This is a genomic window from Candidatus Corynebacterium faecigallinarum (genome assembly GCF_052264515.1).
Classification (GTDB): Bacteria; Actinomycetota; Actinomycetes; order Mycobacteriales; family Mycobacteriaceae; genus Corynebacterium; species Corynebacterium faecigallinarum.
In genome coordinates, this window is record NZ_JBQQOC010000011.1 from 1 (window position 1) to 15,358 (window position 15,358).

Sequence of the window (15,358 nt, forward strand, 5' to 3'; positions counted from 1 at the left end):
ATCGACGAGATCCCGACGGACACCATCAGTCTGATCGGATCGGTTGCCGATCGCTGACCGGTAACATGGTCGTCCACGTCGGGTGGGGTCAGTGCGCAGCAGTGCGCACCGACCCCACCCGGCTTTTTCGGGTAGGATGTCCTGCCGGACGTTGTGCCGGAAAAAGTTCACCAGCTTGACCTACGGGTGGCCGACCTCGGATAAACTGACCGACATGCGTATTTACCTTGGTGCTGACCATGCTGGATTCGAGATGAAGAATCTCATCGCCGACCACCTCCGGGACAAGGGTCTCGAGGTTGTCGACTGCGGTGCGCACACCTTCGATCCGGAAGACGACTACCCCGCGTTCTGCATTGAAGCGGCCCGCAAGACCGTGGATGACCCGGGTTCGCTCGGTATCGTCCTCGGCGGGTCCGGCAACGGCGAGCAGATCGCCGCGAACAAGGTCGTCGGTGCCCGCTGCGCCCTGGCCTGGTCGGTGGAGACCGCCAAGCTGGCCCGCGAGCACAACAACGCCCAGCTGGTCGGGATCGGTGGCCGCATGCACTCCGAGTCCGAGGTCCTGGAGATCGTCGACGCCTTCATTTCCCAGCCGTGGTCGGGTGCTGAGCGTCACCAGCGCCGCATCGACATCCTGGGGGAGTACGAGCAGACCGGGGAAACTCCCGAGCTGCCGTCCGCTTAACGTATCAACCTGCGGCGCACTCACCTGTGGTGCAGGTGCGTGCAGGCATGGGACAGGGCCCGGAGACCTCGGTCTCCGGGCCCTGTCGTTTCTAGGGGAGGGATGGGGTGGGCGGTCAGGACGCTTCGCCGGCTCGGGTGGTGAAGCCGCCGCGCTGTTGGCGCGATTCATGCCAACCCTTCACGGCTTCGGAATCCCACAGAGTAAGGCCCTGGTACTTCGTCACCGGCTCGGGGGCGCGGCCACGGCCGGCGTAGCTGGTGAACGTTCCGCGGGCGGTGCCGGAGTACTCCGCACACTGCGCGGCGGTCCACAGGGGCCGTCCGCTGTCTGAGTCAATGATGGTCGGGCGCATGCCTTAACCGTACTTACTGCTCTGGAAACTGCGATACGTCACCGGCTGTCACCGGTAAAACACCAGGTAAGATTCGCTCCATGTGATCTGACCCACTGAAAATACCCCTATTAGTAATATGCAACTATTTATTGTGGTATTAGCTTGTGCTGGTGCTGTCGGGGCATCGGGACGGTGTCATGCAGTGACAGGCGAGGAGGCCTACCCTCGGTAGGGGTACACGGACACCGTCCGATTGAACATCTCGGGCACACCTCGGGCACACCTTGGTCAGGAGCGAACCTCATGGCACGCACTTACGCAGAACAACTCGTCGACGCCCTGGAGGCACAGGGCGTCCGGCGTATCTTCGGACTCGTCGGCGACAGCCTCAACCCGGTCGTTGACGCCGTCAAGCGAAGCAGTATCGAATGGTTCCATGTCCGCAATGAGGAAGCCGCCGCCTTCGCCGCCGGGGCAGAGTCCCTGGTGACCGGCAATCTCGCGGTCTGTGCCGGATCATGCGGGCCCGGTAACACCCACCTGGTCCAGGGGTTGTACGACTCCCACCGGAACGGAGGGAAGGTGCTGGCCATCGCCAGTCACATCCCCTCCCAGTTCATCGGATCCCACTACTTCCAGGAGACCCACCCCGAGGCGCTCTTCTCCGAGTGTTCGGGATACTGCGAGATGGTGAACTCCGCGGCACAGGGGGCGATGATCCTGCACCACGCCATCCAGTCCACGATGGCGGGCAACGGCGTCTCGGTTCTTGTCGTTCCCGGCGACATTGCCGGCGACAACGCAGTGGAATCGCCACAGCTGAAGTCCCGGATCGCGACGGACCCTCCGGTCGTCCACCCGTCTTCGCGTGAGGTCGCGGACCTGGCTGAGGCGATCAACAAGGCCGGCAAGGTCACCATCTTCGGCGGTGCCGGTTGCAAGGACGCCCGGGACCAGGTCTTCGCCCTGGCGGAGAAGATCAAGGCACCCGTGGGCCACGCCTACGGCGGCAAGGAGTACCTGCACTACGACAACCCCTTCGATGTCGGCATGTCCGGACTGCTCGGCTACGGCGCCTGCTCCGAGGCCTTCGACGAGGCGGACCTGTTGATCCTGCTGGGTACCGACTTCCCGTACACCGAGTTCCTGCCCCGCACCACTCCCACCGCCCAGGTCGACAACAAGGGCGGCAACATCGGTCGGCGCACGAACGTGAGCTACCCGGTGACCGGTGATGTCGCTGCGACCATCGACGACCTGCTGCCGATGATCGACACAAAGCAAGACGCGAGCTTCCTGGAGACGATGCTCAAGAAGCAGGAGGCCAACCTCCGCCACGTCATCGACGCATACACACAGAACATCGAGAACCAGGTGCCGCTGCATCCAGAGCATGTCACCTACGTTCTCGACGAGCTCGCGGACGACGACGCGGTGTTCACCGCGGACACCGGCATGTGCAATGTCTGGCACGCGCGCTACATCACTCCCACCGGACAGCGGAAACTGCTGGCGTCCTTCCGCCACGGGACGATGGCGAACGCCTTGCCGCAGGCCATCGGTGCCGCAGAAGCGGTGGAAGGTCAGCGGCAGGTCATCGCCATGTGCGGTGACGGCGGCCTGGGCATGCTCATGGGGGAGTTGCTGACCATGAAACTGCACCAGGTGCCGCTGAAGGCAATCGTCTACAACAACTCGACCCTCGGCATGGTCAAGCTGGAGATGCTGGTCGCGGGAATGCCGGACTTCGGTACCGACCACGAGAAGGTCAACTACGCCGACATCGCCGAAGCATGCGGGATCAAGGCGTTCCGCATCGAGGATCCGGAGGACGTCAGGCCGGTTCTCGCCGAGGCGCTGGCCTATGACGGTCCGGCGGTGGTGGACGTGGTCACCGACCCGAATGCGCTGTCCATCCCACCGGAGATCTCCCTGGAGCAGGTCGCTGGCTTCACCCGTGCGGCGACGCGCACGGTGCTGGAAGGTGGAGTGGGCAAGATGTTCGACCTGGCGAAGTCGAATCTGCGTAATGTGCCGCGTCCCTCCGGTTTCAAGGGACTGTAGCCTGCCGGTTTTCCGCGTCAGGCGAAGGTGGTGTATCGTCGTCGGCGGAACAAGGGGAATGTCGTATAGTGGCTAATACCTCAGCCTTCCAAGCTGAAGACGCGGGTTCGATTCCCGTCATTCCCTCCACGTAGAAACCCCCTCCGGCCAGAACCAGAGGGGGTTTCGTCATTCCTGTCCGGCTTCCCCCTCCCGGGAAGTACCCCTAGTCCGCAGGGTCCGTCCAGTGATCGGGGCTTCCGCAGGTGATGCCCTCGGGGATGGGGGAACCGTCCGGCCAGGTCCCGCCGGGGTAGTGGTCGGCCGGGTGCTCCCGCTCATCGCAGTTGACGGTGGGCCAGAGCAAGTCGATGGCGTTGGTGATTGTGGTGATGATCCAGCCGACGACAGCATCGAATACGGCGGTGATGATTTCCATGGGTCTCCTCGGTGAACGTCCTGCGCACAGCCTACAGTGCGGATAGGATGCCGCTTACCGGAGCCGTTGTACTAGAGTGACCGTTCCATGAACCTTTATCTTCGTCTGCTGCTCACCATCGTGCGCAGCCGCCGACTGCCTGCCCTCGATCCGTGGGACACGGTCTCCACGCCGATGCGTGTGCTGCCCAATGACCTCGACACTCTCGGGCACATGAACAACGGCCGCTACCTGACGATGCTCGATCTGGCCCGCACCGAACTGATGATGCGCTCCGGCCTGTACCGCCGCAGCGAGGAACTCGGGTACTACCTCGTCGTCGCCGGGCAGACCATCAACTACCGTCGCTCACTGATGCCCTGGCAGAAGTTCGAGATCCGCACCCGCTTGCTCAGCGGCGACGCCCGCGCGGTCTTCGTCGAGCAGGCCTTCGTCCACAAAGGGACCGTCTGCGCCCACGCGGTGGTGCGTCTTCGCGTCCTGAAGAAGAAAGGCGGCACCGTCTCCGACGCTGAGATGGCCGACCTGCTGTCGGCGCCGCCGGCCGCGCACGGGGACGTGCCGAACTGGATCCCGGAGTGGAACGCGAACTCCCGTGACGCTGCGAAGTCGACGCCCCTCGGCGATTAAGCGGTACCCGACGTTGCCGGTCTCAACGGCGACCCCGTAACATCACACAGCAGCAGAACGACTGCACCGTCAGATCGATTTCTGCCGCCGGGATATGGCGCAGTTTGGTAGCGCACTCGCTTTGGGAGCGAGGGGTCGTGGGTTCAAATCCCGCTATCCCGACGGGTGCTGGAATGGCGGGCAGGTGCGGTTCCGGCCCTTTGGAGACATTTGGCGACAGATGTGGCCAAAGGACCGACCCCCCCTGCCCGTCCGTCTCGGCCACACGATAAAATCGGCGACGACCATGAAACCGGTGGCCGCCTCCGGCTCGTCCCCGTCCCCGCCGTCACTGACGGGGGCAGCGGGTGACAGACTGGACGGCACGCGACGACCACACCACCCGGGTCAACCCCCGGGTGGTGTCCGTGCCCGCCGGCCGACCGTACACAGACAAGAACACACAGGAGTGTGCATCCGTGAAGAGCTCCGTTGAACAGCTGAGTGCCACCCGCGCCAAGCTCACCGTCGAGGTTCCCTTCGACGAGCTGAAGCCCGAGTTCGACAACGCCTACAAGACCCTGGCCCAGCAGGTCAGCCTGCCGGGCTTCCGCAAGGGCAAGGTCCCCGCGAAGATCCTGGAGGCCCGCCTGGGCCGCGGCGCGATCCTGAACGAGGTTCTCAACGACATGCTGCCGAGCCGTTACGGCGAGGCCATCGAGGAGAACGACGTCAAGGCTCTCGGCCAGCCCGACATCGACATCGCCGAGCTCGAGGACAACGACCACGTCACCTTCACCGCCGAGGTCGACGTCCGCCCGGAGATCGATGTCCCCGACTTCGCCGAGCTGTCCGTCGAGGTTGAGCCGCTGGTCGCCGACGACGAGGCCATCGAGTCCGAGCTGACCAACCTGCGCGCCCGCTTCGGCACCCTCAAGGCTGTCGACCGTGCCGTGCAGGACGGTGACTTCGTCTCCATCGACCTGAACGCCACCGTCGACGGCGAGGCTGTCGACGAGGCGTCCTCCGAGGGGCTGTCCTACGAGGTCGGCTCCGCGTCCCTGGTCGAGGGTCTGGACGAGGCGCTCATCGGCCTGTCCGAGGGTGAGTCCAAGGAGTTCGACACCACCCTGGTCTCCGGCGAGCACGCCGACTCCGCCGCACAGGCCACCGTCACCGTTGGTTCCGTCAAGGAGCGCGAGCTGCCGGAGCTGGACGACGACTTCGCCCAGCTCGCCAGCGAGTTCGACACCCTCGACGAGCTGAAGGACTCCCTGAAGGGCCAGGTCGAGGAGCAGCTCAAGGGCCAGCAGGCCGGCGACATCCGCGACAAGGTCCTGGCTGCCGCCCTCGAGAAGACCGAGGTTCCGCTGCCGGAGTCCGTGGTCCAGGAGCAGGTCGACGGTCAGCTGCAGCAGCTGCTGAGCCAGTTCGGTGGCGACGAGAAGATCTTCGAGCAGATGCTCGCCGCCCAGGACATCACCCGGGAGAAGTTCGAGGAGGACACCCGCGAGGCCGCGGAGGACTCCGTGCGTACCCAGCTGTTCCTGGACTCCCTGGCGGACATCGAGAAGCCGGAGGTCTCCCAGCAGGAGCTCACCGACCACATCATGTTCACCGCACAGCGCTACGGCATGGACCCGAACCAGTTCGTCATGCAGCTGCAGCAGTCCGGCCAGATCGCCAACCTCTTCGCCGACGTGCGTCGCGGCAAGGCACTGGCCCTGAACATCTGCAAGGTCACTGTCGCCGACACCAACGGTGCATCCATTGACCCGAAGGACTTCTTCGGCCAGGAAGCTGAGGTTGCTGAGGGTGCCGAGGGTGCCGAGGTTGAGGCGGATGCCGACGCCGAGGCCACCGAGACGATCACCGTCGAGGCCACCGAGGACACCGAGAAGTAGTCGTCAGGCCGGGTTCCTCCAGAACTCCGGCCAGCGGGGGGGGGGGGGTCGTCGGCATCGGCCCGCCCCGGGCGTCAAACATCACACCTCCCGCGTTTTCTGCGCGGGAGGTGTTCTGTTGTTTTCCCAGGTTACGGCGTTGCATATGCAACCATGTCGATCGACCAGGTGTGACGGATGCTGGGGTACGTGGAGAAGGACGGCGGTAGCGTCCTGATGTCAGTTGACCAGTCAACGCACCACGGCACACCATGGGCGCACCGCCCAGTCCGTCACTCAACACCGCACCCCGTGCGCTGACAGCGAACACGCCACCTGACGGCCGCATACGACCCGGCACTTGACTACGCTGGACCTCATTCCAACCACGTGAACTTGAGCGAGGAGCATAAGTGAGCACAAACGACATGTCCGCCGGTCAGGCACTGCGTACGGCGCAGATGACCGCGGCCACGGGGATGAACCTCAACGATTCGGTGTTCGAGCGCCTGCTGCGCGAGCGCATCATCTTCCTGGGCACCCAGGTCGATGACGAGATCGCCAACAAGCTCTGTGCACAGATCCTCCTGCTGAGCGCAGAGGACCCGGACAGCGACATCAAGCTGTACATCAATTCCCCGGGTGGCTCGGTGACCGCCGGTATGGCGATCTTCGACACGATGCAGTACGCCCCGTGCGACGTCGCCACCTACGGCATGGGCCTGGCTGCCTCCATGGGCCAGTTCCTGCTGTCCGCCGGCACCCAGGGCAAGCGTTACGCCCTGCCGCACGCCCGGATCATGATGCACCAGCCGTCGGCCGGTGTCGGTGGTACCGCCGCAGACATCGCCATCCAGGCTGAGCAGTTCGCCCAGACCAAGCGGGAGATGGCAGAGCTGATCGCCGAGCACACCGGACAGTCCCTGGAACAGATCCAGAAGGACTCCGACCGTGACCGGTGGTTCACCGCACAGCAGGCACTGGAGTACGGCTTCGTCGATCACGTCATCGGCTCGGCCAAGGACCAGTAGGGAGAAGAAGTACACATGGGAAGCGAGAACATGACCGGATTCACCCACGCCACCGAACTGTCGGGGCTGACGGGCACGGCAGGGACGGCAGCGCCGACCGGAGAGGTGTCTGGTGTCCAGATGCCGACGTCGCGCTACATCCTCCCGTCCTTCGTGGAGCACTCCTCCTGGGGCGCCAAGGAGTCCAACCCCTACAACAAGCTCTTCGAGGAGCGCATCATCTTCCTGGGTACCCAGGTCGACGATGCCTCGGCGAATGACATCATGGCCCAGCTGCTGGTCCTGGAGGGACTGGACCCGGACCGTGACATCACGATGTACATTAACTCGCCCGGTGGTTCCTTCACCGCGCTGATGGCCATCTACGACACGATGCAGTACGTGCGTCCCGACATCGTGACCGTCTGCCTCGGTCAGGCTGCCTCCGCGGCCGCTGTGCTGCTGGCCGCCGGCACCAAGGGCAAGCGCGCCGCACTGCCGAACGCACGTGTGCTGATCCACCAGCCGGCCACCCAGGGCACCCAGGGTCAGGTCTCCGATCTGGAGATCCAGGCCAATGAGATCGAGCGCATGCGCCGTCTCATGGAGTCCACCCTGGCCCAGCACACCGGCCAGACCGAGGAGCAGGTCCGTAAGGACACCGACCGCGACAAGTTCCTCACTGCCGAGGGTGCCAAGGAGTACGGCATCGTCGACCAGGTCTTCGAGTACCGGAAGCTGTCGGCCCAGAAGTAGGACACAGCAGTAGGACGCTTCGGCGTCACAGCACGAAGCCCGCGGGGACCTCCCCGCGGGCTTCAGCGTTTTCCGGTGACTGCCCGAGGAGCGCAGTGGCTGCCGTAGTGTTAGAACACGATCGTGTGGTTCCCGTTGCGGATCACACGATCTTCTGCGTGCCAGGTCACCGCACGGGACAGCACGGACCGCTCGACCTCGGCACCACGCTGGCGCAGGTCGGCCACCGAGTCACGGTGGGTCACCCGCACGGTGTCCTGTTCGATGATCGGGCCCTCGTCCAGGTCCTCGGTGACGTAGTGGGCGGTCGCGCCGATCAGCTTCACGCCGCGCTCCCACGCCCGACGGTAGGGGTCGGCGCCGACGAAGGCCGGCAGGAAGGAGTGGTGGATGTTGATCACCGGTACGCCCAGTTTCTCCAGGAAGTCATTGGAGAGCACCTGCATGTAGCGGGCCAGCACCACGAAGTCCACGTTGCCCTTGAGGAGTTTGAGGATCTCCGCCTCCGACTCGGCCTTGTCCGGCCCCTTCTGCGAGGGGACGTGGAAGAAGGGCACACCGAACGTGCGGACGTCGTCTGCGGTGGTGGTGTGGTTGGATATCACCATCGGGATGGTGACCGGAAGCTCCTCGCGCCGGTGTCGCCACAGCAGGTCCAGCAGGCAGTGGTCGCCGGCCGAGGCCAGGACTGCCATGCGCTTGGGCTGCGACCGGTCGCTCAACGACCAGCTCATGTTGCAGGACGCCAGAGTCTCGGACAGGTCGGCACGGATGTCGTCCATCGCGGTGATGAGGTTGTGGCGGTGGAAGACGATGCGCTGGAAGAAAACACCGTCCTGGTCATTGCTGGAGTACTGGTCCAGGGCGGTGATGTTGCCCTCGTTGCGGGTGATCGCGGCGGTGATGTGGGCGACGAGGCCCGGCTGGTCCGGTCCGTGGACGATGAGGCAGGCCTGGTCGACCAGGGACGGGATGGTGTTGCCGGACGCGGACACGGGTGTACTCCTTGGATCAGGTGTGGGGTGGGGCCGAGTGGCCAGAACGAGGGTTGCTCAGGGCTCAACACTACTGGTGACGGCCCACAACACCAGCTACGGCCCCCAGAACTCCTGCAGCAGATCAGCTACCCGCTGGGCCTGCTGTACCGGCAGCAGGTGTGCGCCGGGTTCGATGACCTCGTGGCGGACCACGCCGTCAGAGAGACCGTTGCCTGCCACGGCCTCGGACATCGCCTTCAGCGTCTCCGGCGGGCAGGTCGGGTCGGACGCGCCGGCCACCGTCAGCGTCGGCACCGTGACCTGCCCCAGCAGGTCAGTGCCGTTGAAGGACGAGAGGGCCTCGCAGCACTGCGCGTAGCCTTCCGGGGAGGTTCCGGCGATCATCGCGACGATGGACGCCGCGGTCGCCGGGTGGTCGGCGAGGTAACCAGGTGTCAGCCACCGCTGGACGGTGTCCTCGCCGAGGTCCTGCAGGGTGGCCAGTCCACCGGCGCGCACCGCGGTGGCTTTCGCTGTCCAGGTTTCCGGGGAGCCGAAGCTCGGCGCGGTGCACATCAGGGTCAGTGTGCGTACCCGGTGGCTGGCGTCGGGGGATCCGGCAAGGTGCTGGGCGATCGCGCCGCCGATGGACAGGCCGACGAGGTCGATTCGGGTGGCGTCCCTCCCACCGTCGAGACCGAGTCGGTCGAGGGTCTCGGTGACGTCGCCGGCGAGGTCGGCGATGGTCACCGGAGCGTCCTGCGTGCCGTCCGGCAGGACGGAACCACCGTGACCACCGTGGCTACCGTGACCACGGTGGTCGACGGCGATGACGCGGGCACCGGGGACACTGTCGGTGCCGGGGCCGGGGACGCTGAGTCGGTTCTGGACGCCGGTCCACATGTCCACGCCCGAGCCCAGGGCGCCGAGCAGGACCACGGTGCGGCGGCCGCGTCCGGTGATGCGGGTGTGGAGAATACTCATGGTGTTCAGCGTACTGAACATCCCGGATTCTCGAGCTGGGGGACGGGCTGCGTCAGCGTGCGACGGACTCCTGCGCGGCTGCCTTCATCGTGGCTTCCTCGACCTCCGGGTTCGACTGCTGCTCGATCTCCTCCAGGGTGCGGCCCCGGGCCGCCGGGACGCGCTTCGTGACGAACAGGACGCCGACACGAGCCTCGCGGACTTCCTGGACCAGAAGATCTTCGCCGGCCAGGAGGCCGAGGTTCTCGCACCGGTCGACCGCGACGTCCGCGGCTTCGCCGCCTACCTCGAGCGGTTCCGCGCTGTCGTCGAACTGGAACGCGCGGCCACCGACCTCATCCCCGCCGACTTCACCGCCGACTCCACCACTGCAGCAACCACCCACCGAAAGGACCACCGATGAGTAACCGCCCACTGTCCGACTAGCCGCAGTCAGTGCAGGACGCCGTCGCCGCAACCCGCGTCCGCGTCTGCGACCTGCACGCCGAACTGCCCCGCTGGGAACTCGTCGTCTGGACCGCCGGCAATGTCTCCGAACGCGTCATCGTGAATGAGGACGGCACCCCCGGCACCAACGACCTCATCGTCATCAAGCCCTCCGGTGTCAGCTACGACGGGCTCACCCTGGAGGCCATGGTCGTCTGCGACATCAAGGGCGAACTGGTCGACGGTGACCGGGCACCGTCCTCGGACACCGCCGCCCACGCCTACGTCTACGAGAACATGGACCACATCGGCGGCGTCGTCCACACCCACTCCAGCTACGCGACGGCCTGGGCCGCCCGCGGCGAGGAGATCCCCTGCGGACTGACCATGATGGCCGACGAGTTCGGCGGCCCCGTGCCCGTCGGCCCCTTCGCGATCATCGGCGACGACTCCATCGGACGCGGCATCGTCGAGACCCTGCGTGATTCCCGCTCCCCGGAGGTGCTCATGCAGAACCACGGTCCGTTCACCGTCGGCAAGGACGGCCGCTCGGCCGTGAAGGCCGCCGTGATGGTCGAGGAGGTCGCCAAGGCGATGCGCCTGGCCCGCCAGCTCGGCGACACCCTGCCGATCCCGCAGGAGAGCATCGACCAGCTCAACAACCGCTACCAGAACGTCTACGGACAGTAGGAGAGAACCACCATGATGCAGAACCCTTTCACCGACCGCGAGATCTGGTTCCTCACCGGCTCCCAGGGCCTCTACGGTCCCGAGACCCTCGACCAGGTCGCCGAGCAGTCCCGCGTCATCGCCGAGCGGCTCGACGCCTCCGACGACATCCCCGTGAAGATCGTCTGGAAGCCGGTCCTCACCGACTCCGACAACATCCTGTCCACCATCCTCGAGGCCGGGGCCCGGGACAACGTCGTCGGCGTCATCACCTGGATGCACACGTTCTCCCCGGCGAAGATGTGGATCCGCGGCCTCAAGGCCCTTCGCAAGCCGCTGCTGCACCTGCACACCCAGGCCGACGAGCAGATCCCGTGGAGCTCCATCGACATGGACTTCATGAACCTCAACCAGGCCGCCCACGGCGACCGCGAGTTCGGCTACCTCCTCACCCGCCTCGGCATCCCGCGCGTCAGCGTCGTCGGCCACACCTCCGAGCAGCGCGTCACCGCACGCATCGGCGGCTGGTCCCGTGCCGCCACCGGCTGGTACGAGGCCCAGCACCTGAAGATGGTCCGCTTCGGCGACAACATGCGCAATGTCGCCGTCACCGAGGGTGACAAGACCGAGGGCGAGATCCGCTTCGGCACCTCCGTGGACACCTGGAGCGTCAACGAGCTCGCCGCCGCGGTGGACACCGTGTCCGAGGAGACCGTCGACACCCTGGTCGCCGAATACACCGAGCTCTACGACGTCGACCCGGCCCTGTTGCCCGGCGGCGACCGCCACGACTCGCTGCGCTACGCCGCGAGGCAGGAAGCGGCGATCCGCGGCTTCCTCGAGGCAGAGGGCGCCTACGCCTTCACCGACACCTTCGAGGACCTCGGTGAGCTGCGCCAACTTCCGGGGCTCGCCGTCCAGCGGCTCATGGCCGACGGCTACGGCTTCGGCGCCGAGGGGGACTGGAAGACCGGTGTTCTGATCCGCATCGCCAAGGTAATGGGCTACGGCCTGCCCGGTGGCGCGAGCCTCATGGAGGACTACTCCTACAACCTCACCGCTGGCAACGAGAAGATTCTCGGCGCCCACATGCTGGAGATCTGTCCGACCCTGGCCTCGCAGGCCACGGAGCAGGGGAAGAAGCCGAGCCTGGAGATCCACCCGCTGGGCATCGGCGACCGGGAGGACCCGGTGAGCCTGGTCTTCGACACCGATCCCGGCGACGCCGTCGTCGTCGCCCTGTCCGACCTGCGTGACCGCTTCCGGCTCACCGCCAACGTCGTCAAGGTCGTCGAGCCGGACCAGCCGCTGCCGAACCTCCCCGTCGCCCGCGCGGTCTGGGAGCCGGCCCCGTCACTGGCGACCTCCGCCGCCTGCTGGCTCGCCGCCGGTGCGGCCCACCACACCGTGATGTCCACCGCTCTCGACGTCGAGACCTGGCGTGACTTCGCCCGCATCTCCGAGGTGGAGCTCGCCGTCATCGACGAGGACACCACCGTCGACCGCTTCGAAGACTCCCTGCGGTGGAACGCGGTGTACCAGCGCGTCGCCCAGGGCTTCTGACCTGACACAGCGTCATGCCTGACTCGGGGGAACCCGAGGAGTATCGAACCCCCGGCGTGGAGTGGGGGTCGCCTGACGCGCCGACGACAACCGGCGCTCAACACCGCCCCCAGAGGGGTACAATCGGGTGGAATTGTCCCTGACACCCACCAGTTCCCAGGAGTGTTCCCCCCAGATGCCATCGATGCAGGAAAGTGCCGAGCTGCTGAAGTGCTCGTTCTGTGGAAAGAGCCAGAAGCAGGTCCGAAAGCTCATCGCCGGTCCCGGTGTCTACATTTGCGATGAGTGCATCGAGCTGTGTAACGAGATCATCGACGAGGAACTCGCCGCCGGTGCTTCCTCCGGTGATGATTCCGGTGACCTGCCGCGTCCTGCGGCGATCACCCGTTTCCTCGACGAGTACGTCATCGGGCAGGACGATGCGAAGCGCACCCTCGCCGTCGCCGTCTACAACCACTACAAGCGTATCCGCGCCGAGTCCTCGGACGCCACCGCCCGGCGCAGTGACGACCAGGTCGAGCTGACCAAGTCGAATATCCTCATGCTCGGCCCCACCGGCTCCGGCAAAACCTACCTGGCGCAGTCGCTTGCCCGCATGCTGGACGTGCCCTTCGCCATTGCCGACGCCACCAGCCTCACCGAGGCCGGCTACGTCGGTGAGGACGTGGAGAACATCCTGCTGAAGCTGCTGCAGTCCGCCGACTTCGACGTGGCGAAGGCCCAGCAGGGCATCATTTACGTCGACGAGGTGGACAAGATCTCCCGCAAGTCGGAGAACCCGTCGATCACCCGTGACGTTTCCGGTGAGGGCGTACAGCAGGCATTGCTGAAGATCCTGGAGGGCACCGTCGCCGCCGTTCCGCCGCAGGGTGGACGCAAACACCCGAACCAGGAACTCATCCAGTTCGACACGAAGAATGTGCTGTTCATCGTCTCCGGCGCTTTCGCCGGCCTGGAGAAGGTCATTTCCGAGCGGCGCGGACGCAAGGGTGTCGGCTTCGGCGCCGAGGTCCGCGGCAAGGCCGACGAGGATCCGGATCCGTTCCGGCACGTGGAGCCGGAGGACATGGTGAAGTTCGGGCTGATCCCTGAGCTCATCGGTCGTCTGCCGGTGATCACCCACGTCGGCCACCTGGACGAGGAGTCGCTGATGCAGATCCTCACCGAGCCGAAGAACTCACTGGTGCGCCAGTACCAGCGACTGTTCGAGATGGACGGGGTGCAGCTGACCTTCGAGGAGGACGCCCTGCGTGCCATCGCCCGCAAGGCACTGGAGCGGGAGACCGGAGCCCGTGGTCTGCGCTCGATCGTGGAGAGCATCCTGCTGCCGCTGATGTACTCGATCCCCGATGACGAGGACACCGGTGAGGTGATCATCACCGGCGGGACGGTGACCGGGGAGGGAGAGCCGCAGCTGCTGACGCATGAAGAGGTCGCCGAGCGCGAGCAGCGCAGCGCCTGACGCAGGCCTCGACCGCCCGCAACACTCAGTCGTCGTACAGCCCGGCGATGTGGTCGTCGGCGGTGTTCTCGTCGTCCGGGTCTGAGTCCTCGTCGGGGTCCCAGAAGTTGTTGTAGGCCTGGTATCCCTGGTAGCTGGACTGTTCGGCCGCGGCCTCGGTGGCCTCGACCAGCTTCTCGAACTCGGTGTATTTTTCACCGGAGGTATCGACACCGGCAGCGCCGTCGTTGCCGTCAGTGCGGTCAGCACCGTGTGCGCCGTCGAACTGATCACTCCCGCTTTCTCCGGCATTCCGATCAGTAGCGGGAGCAGTAGCGTCCGCCGCCGCTGCGTCCCCGACGTCCACGGTGTCCATGTCGCCAGCCGTGTCGGACGCTCCGTCGGCTTCGGTGCTCTCGACACCGTCGACGGTGCCACCATCTTCGACAGAGCCGTTACCGCCAGCAACACCAGCACCGCCAGCGTGATCAGCTGCATCGAGGGCCCCCGCCGCGTCCTCATCCACGCCGGTCGCCGCCGACTCCTCATCCGCACTCCAGTCACCCGAGTCACCCGAGCTGTCCGGGTCAGCGGACGCAGCGTGCGCGGTGTGCCCGGAGTGCCCGCCGTGGCTGCCGTAGCCCACGACCTCGTCGTTCTCGTGGTCGTAACCGGCCTGCGCCATGCGCATGAGCTCCTCGGTGTCATGCCCGTCGCCCGCCTGGAAGGTGACCACTCCCTCGACCTCGCCGCCATCCCCGGCGGTGTACAGCGACGCCGACACGGAGGAGGGGGTGGTCTTCGTCGGGCTGGCGTGGGTGTAGGAACTGCCCTGCGTGGTGGGCATCGAGGTGGTCAGGAACGCCAGAACCGCATCGCATGCCAACTTCTCCAGGCCGTCAACCGTCTGCGCATTGTCCAGGTCGGTGCCGTAGTGGGTGTGGAAGGTGGTGCCCTGGGAGGCGGGGAAGCAACACAATGAGGTGATCAGGACGTAGACATCCTCGGCGGAGATTCCCGGCCGGAACGCACCGTAGTCCTGGCCACGCATCAGTACCCGGTCGATCTGCAGCACCACCGGGGAGGATTCGAGCACGTCGTGGCGTCCGCCGACATGTCCGTACCCGGCGATGTTCTCCGTGACGATCAGCCGGACGGCGTCCGGGTGTGCCCGGTGTCGGCGGTAGGCGGTGCGCACCAGGGTGCGGACCGCTTCGGCCGGAACGAGGTTCTCGACATCGAGGTCTTCGGGACGTGGCCAGATCAGGCGGAAGGCGTAGCGCAGTGCTTCGTCGTAGAGCACCTGGGTGTCGCGCAGCAGCGGGTGGTTGGGGGAGACCCCGGCCCCGACGGCGATGTCGCGAGTTTCGGCCGCAAGGCCCGAACGCACGAGTTCGGGGATGGCGGTGTCCAGCACGAGTCGGTAGTCCTCGACCGAGCAGCCGTAACGACGGTGGGTGCCGGGAAGCGTGGTGGACGGGTCCGGGTCGGTGGTCATGGCGGCGGGTCTCCTGGAGTGGGTCGGGTGGCCTC

Annotated in this window: 15 protein-coding genes and 2 tRNA genes; 12 read left to right on the forward strand and 5 right to left on the reverse strand. The window is 65.8% G+C overall.

What is annotated here, in order from left to right; translation table 11 throughout:
* Positions 1-214: 214 nt before the first annotated feature.
* Positions 215-688, forward strand: coding sequence for a ribose-5-phosphate isomerase (locus ACTXPP_RS07390; RefSeq protein WP_301525647.1), 474 nt, complete (start codon positions 215-217; stop codon positions 686-688).
* 115 nt (positions 689-803) lie between these two features.
* Here ACTXPP_RS07390 and ACTXPP_RS07395 read toward each other — a convergent pair whose 3' ends face one another.
* The gene (locus ACTXPP_RS07395) at positions 804-1,043 is read right to left on the reverse strand and encodes a hypothetical protein (protein ID WP_301525011.1); all 240 of its coding nucleotides are present in this window, start codon (positions 1,041-1,043) and stop codon (positions 804-806) included.
* A gap of 285 nt (positions 1,044-1,328) precedes the next feature.
* Here ACTXPP_RS07395 and ACTXPP_RS07400 point away from each other — a divergent pair, with 285 nt between their 5' ends.
* Complete coding sequence (locus tag ACTXPP_RS07400) at positions 1,329-3,089, forward strand: pyruvate dehydrogenase (RefSeq protein WP_301495830.1); 1,761 nt, start codon at positions 1,329-1,331, stop codon at positions 3,087-3,089.
* Positions 3,090-3,143: 54 nt separating this feature from the next.
* Positions 3,144-3,218, forward strand: a tRNA-Gly gene (locus ACTXPP_RS07405).
* 76 nt (positions 3,219-3,294) lie between these two features.
* On the opposite strand, the gene ACTXPP_RS07410 is transcribed toward ACTXPP_RS07405, so the two are convergent.
* Positions 3,295-3,507 carry a hypothetical protein gene (locus ACTXPP_RS07410; protein ID WP_301495832.1) on the reverse strand — a complete coding sequence of 71 codons (213 nt, stop codon included), beginning with the start codon at positions 3,505-3,507 and terminating at the stop codon, positions 3,295-3,297.
* An 87-nt stretch (positions 3,508-3,594) separates the two neighbouring features.
* Between ACTXPP_RS07410 and ACTXPP_RS07415 the strand changes: the two genes are divergently transcribed.
* The 5 genes from ACTXPP_RS07415 (at position 3,595) to ACTXPP_RS07435 (ending at position 7,765) form a co-directional block, all read left to right on the forward strand.
* Positions 3,595-4,137: an acyl-CoA thioesterase gene (locus tag ACTXPP_RS07415; RefSeq protein WP_443341567.1), complete on the forward strand. Its 543-nt coding sequence runs from the start codon at positions 3,595-3,597 to the stop codon at positions 4,135-4,137.
* Between the two features lie 88 nt (positions 4,138-4,225).
* A tRNA-Pro gene (locus ACTXPP_RS07420) sits at positions 4,226-4,299 on the forward strand.
* Between the two features lie 296 nt (positions 4,300-4,595).
* On the forward strand, positions 4,596-6,020 hold the full coding sequence (gene tig / locus ACTXPP_RS07425; protein WP_301495836.1) for a trigger factor: 1,425 nt from the start codon (positions 4,596-4,598) through the stop codon (positions 6,018-6,020).
* A 407-nt stretch (positions 6,021-6,427) separates the two neighbouring features.
* On the forward strand, positions 6,428-7,030 hold the full coding sequence (locus ACTXPP_RS07430; protein WP_301495851.1) for an ATP-dependent Clp protease proteolytic subunit: 603 nt from the start codon (positions 6,428-6,430) through the stop codon (positions 7,028-7,030).
* Between the two features lie 15 nt (positions 7,031-7,045).
* Positions 7,046-7,765 (forward strand): ATP-dependent Clp protease proteolytic subunit, encoded by a 720-nt coding sequence (locus ACTXPP_RS07435; RefSeq protein ID WP_301495838.1) that lies wholly within the window; start codon positions 7,046-7,048, stop codon positions 7,763-7,765.
* A 110-nt stretch (positions 7,766-7,875) separates the two neighbouring features.
* Here the strand turns inward: ACTXPP_RS07435 and purU are convergent, their stop codons facing one another.
* Both purU and ACTXPP_RS07445 read right to left on the reverse strand, forming a co-directional pair.
* A complete protein-coding gene (purU, locus tag ACTXPP_RS07440; RefSeq protein WP_301495840.1) occupies positions 7,876-8,760 on the reverse strand; it encodes a formyltetrahydrofolate deformylase in 885 nt (294 codons plus the stop codon).
* 96 nt (positions 8,761-8,856) lie between these two features.
* Positions 8,857-9,726, reverse strand: a complete 870-nt coding sequence (locus tag ACTXPP_RS07445; RefSeq protein ID WP_443341569.1) for an alpha/beta fold hydrolase — start codon at positions 9,724-9,726, stop codon at positions 8,857-8,859.
* 1 nt (position 9,727) lies between these two features.
* Between ACTXPP_RS07445 and ACTXPP_RS07450 the strand changes: the two genes are divergently transcribed.
* From ACTXPP_RS07450 to clpX, 4 genes are all read left to right on the forward strand, one after another.
* The gene (locus ACTXPP_RS07450) at positions 9,728-10,129 is read left to right on the forward strand and encodes a hypothetical protein (RefSeq protein ID WP_443341570.1); all 402 of its coding nucleotides are present in this window, start codon (positions 9,728-9,730) and stop codon (positions 10,127-10,129) included.
* Positions 10,130-10,161: 32 nt separating this feature from the next.
* Positions 10,162-10,842: an L-ribulose-5-phosphate 4-epimerase gene (locus ACTXPP_RS07455; protein WP_443341572.1), complete on the forward strand. Its 681-nt coding sequence runs from the start codon at positions 10,162-10,164 to the stop codon at positions 10,840-10,842.
* 12 nt (positions 10,843-10,854) lie between these two features.
* Entirely contained in the window at positions 10,855-12,384 is a 1,530-nt protein-coding gene (gene araA / locus ACTXPP_RS07460; protein WP_443341573.1) for an L-arabinose isomerase, read from the forward strand.
* 175 nt (positions 12,385-12,559) lie between these two features.
* A complete protein-coding gene (clpX, locus tag ACTXPP_RS07465; protein WP_301495848.1) occupies positions 12,560-13,846 on the forward strand; it encodes an ATP-dependent Clp protease ATP-binding subunit ClpX in 1,287 nt (428 codons plus the stop codon).
* Positions 13,847-13,871: 25 nt separating this feature from the next.
* Here the strand turns inward: clpX and ACTXPP_RS07470 are convergent, their stop codons facing one another.
* Positions 13,872-15,323, reverse strand: a complete 1,452-nt coding sequence (locus ACTXPP_RS07470) for a TetR/AcrR family transcriptional regulator (RefSeq protein WP_443341574.1) — start codon at positions 15,321-15,323, stop codon at positions 13,872-13,874.
* Positions 15,324-15,358 lie beyond the last annotated feature (35 nt).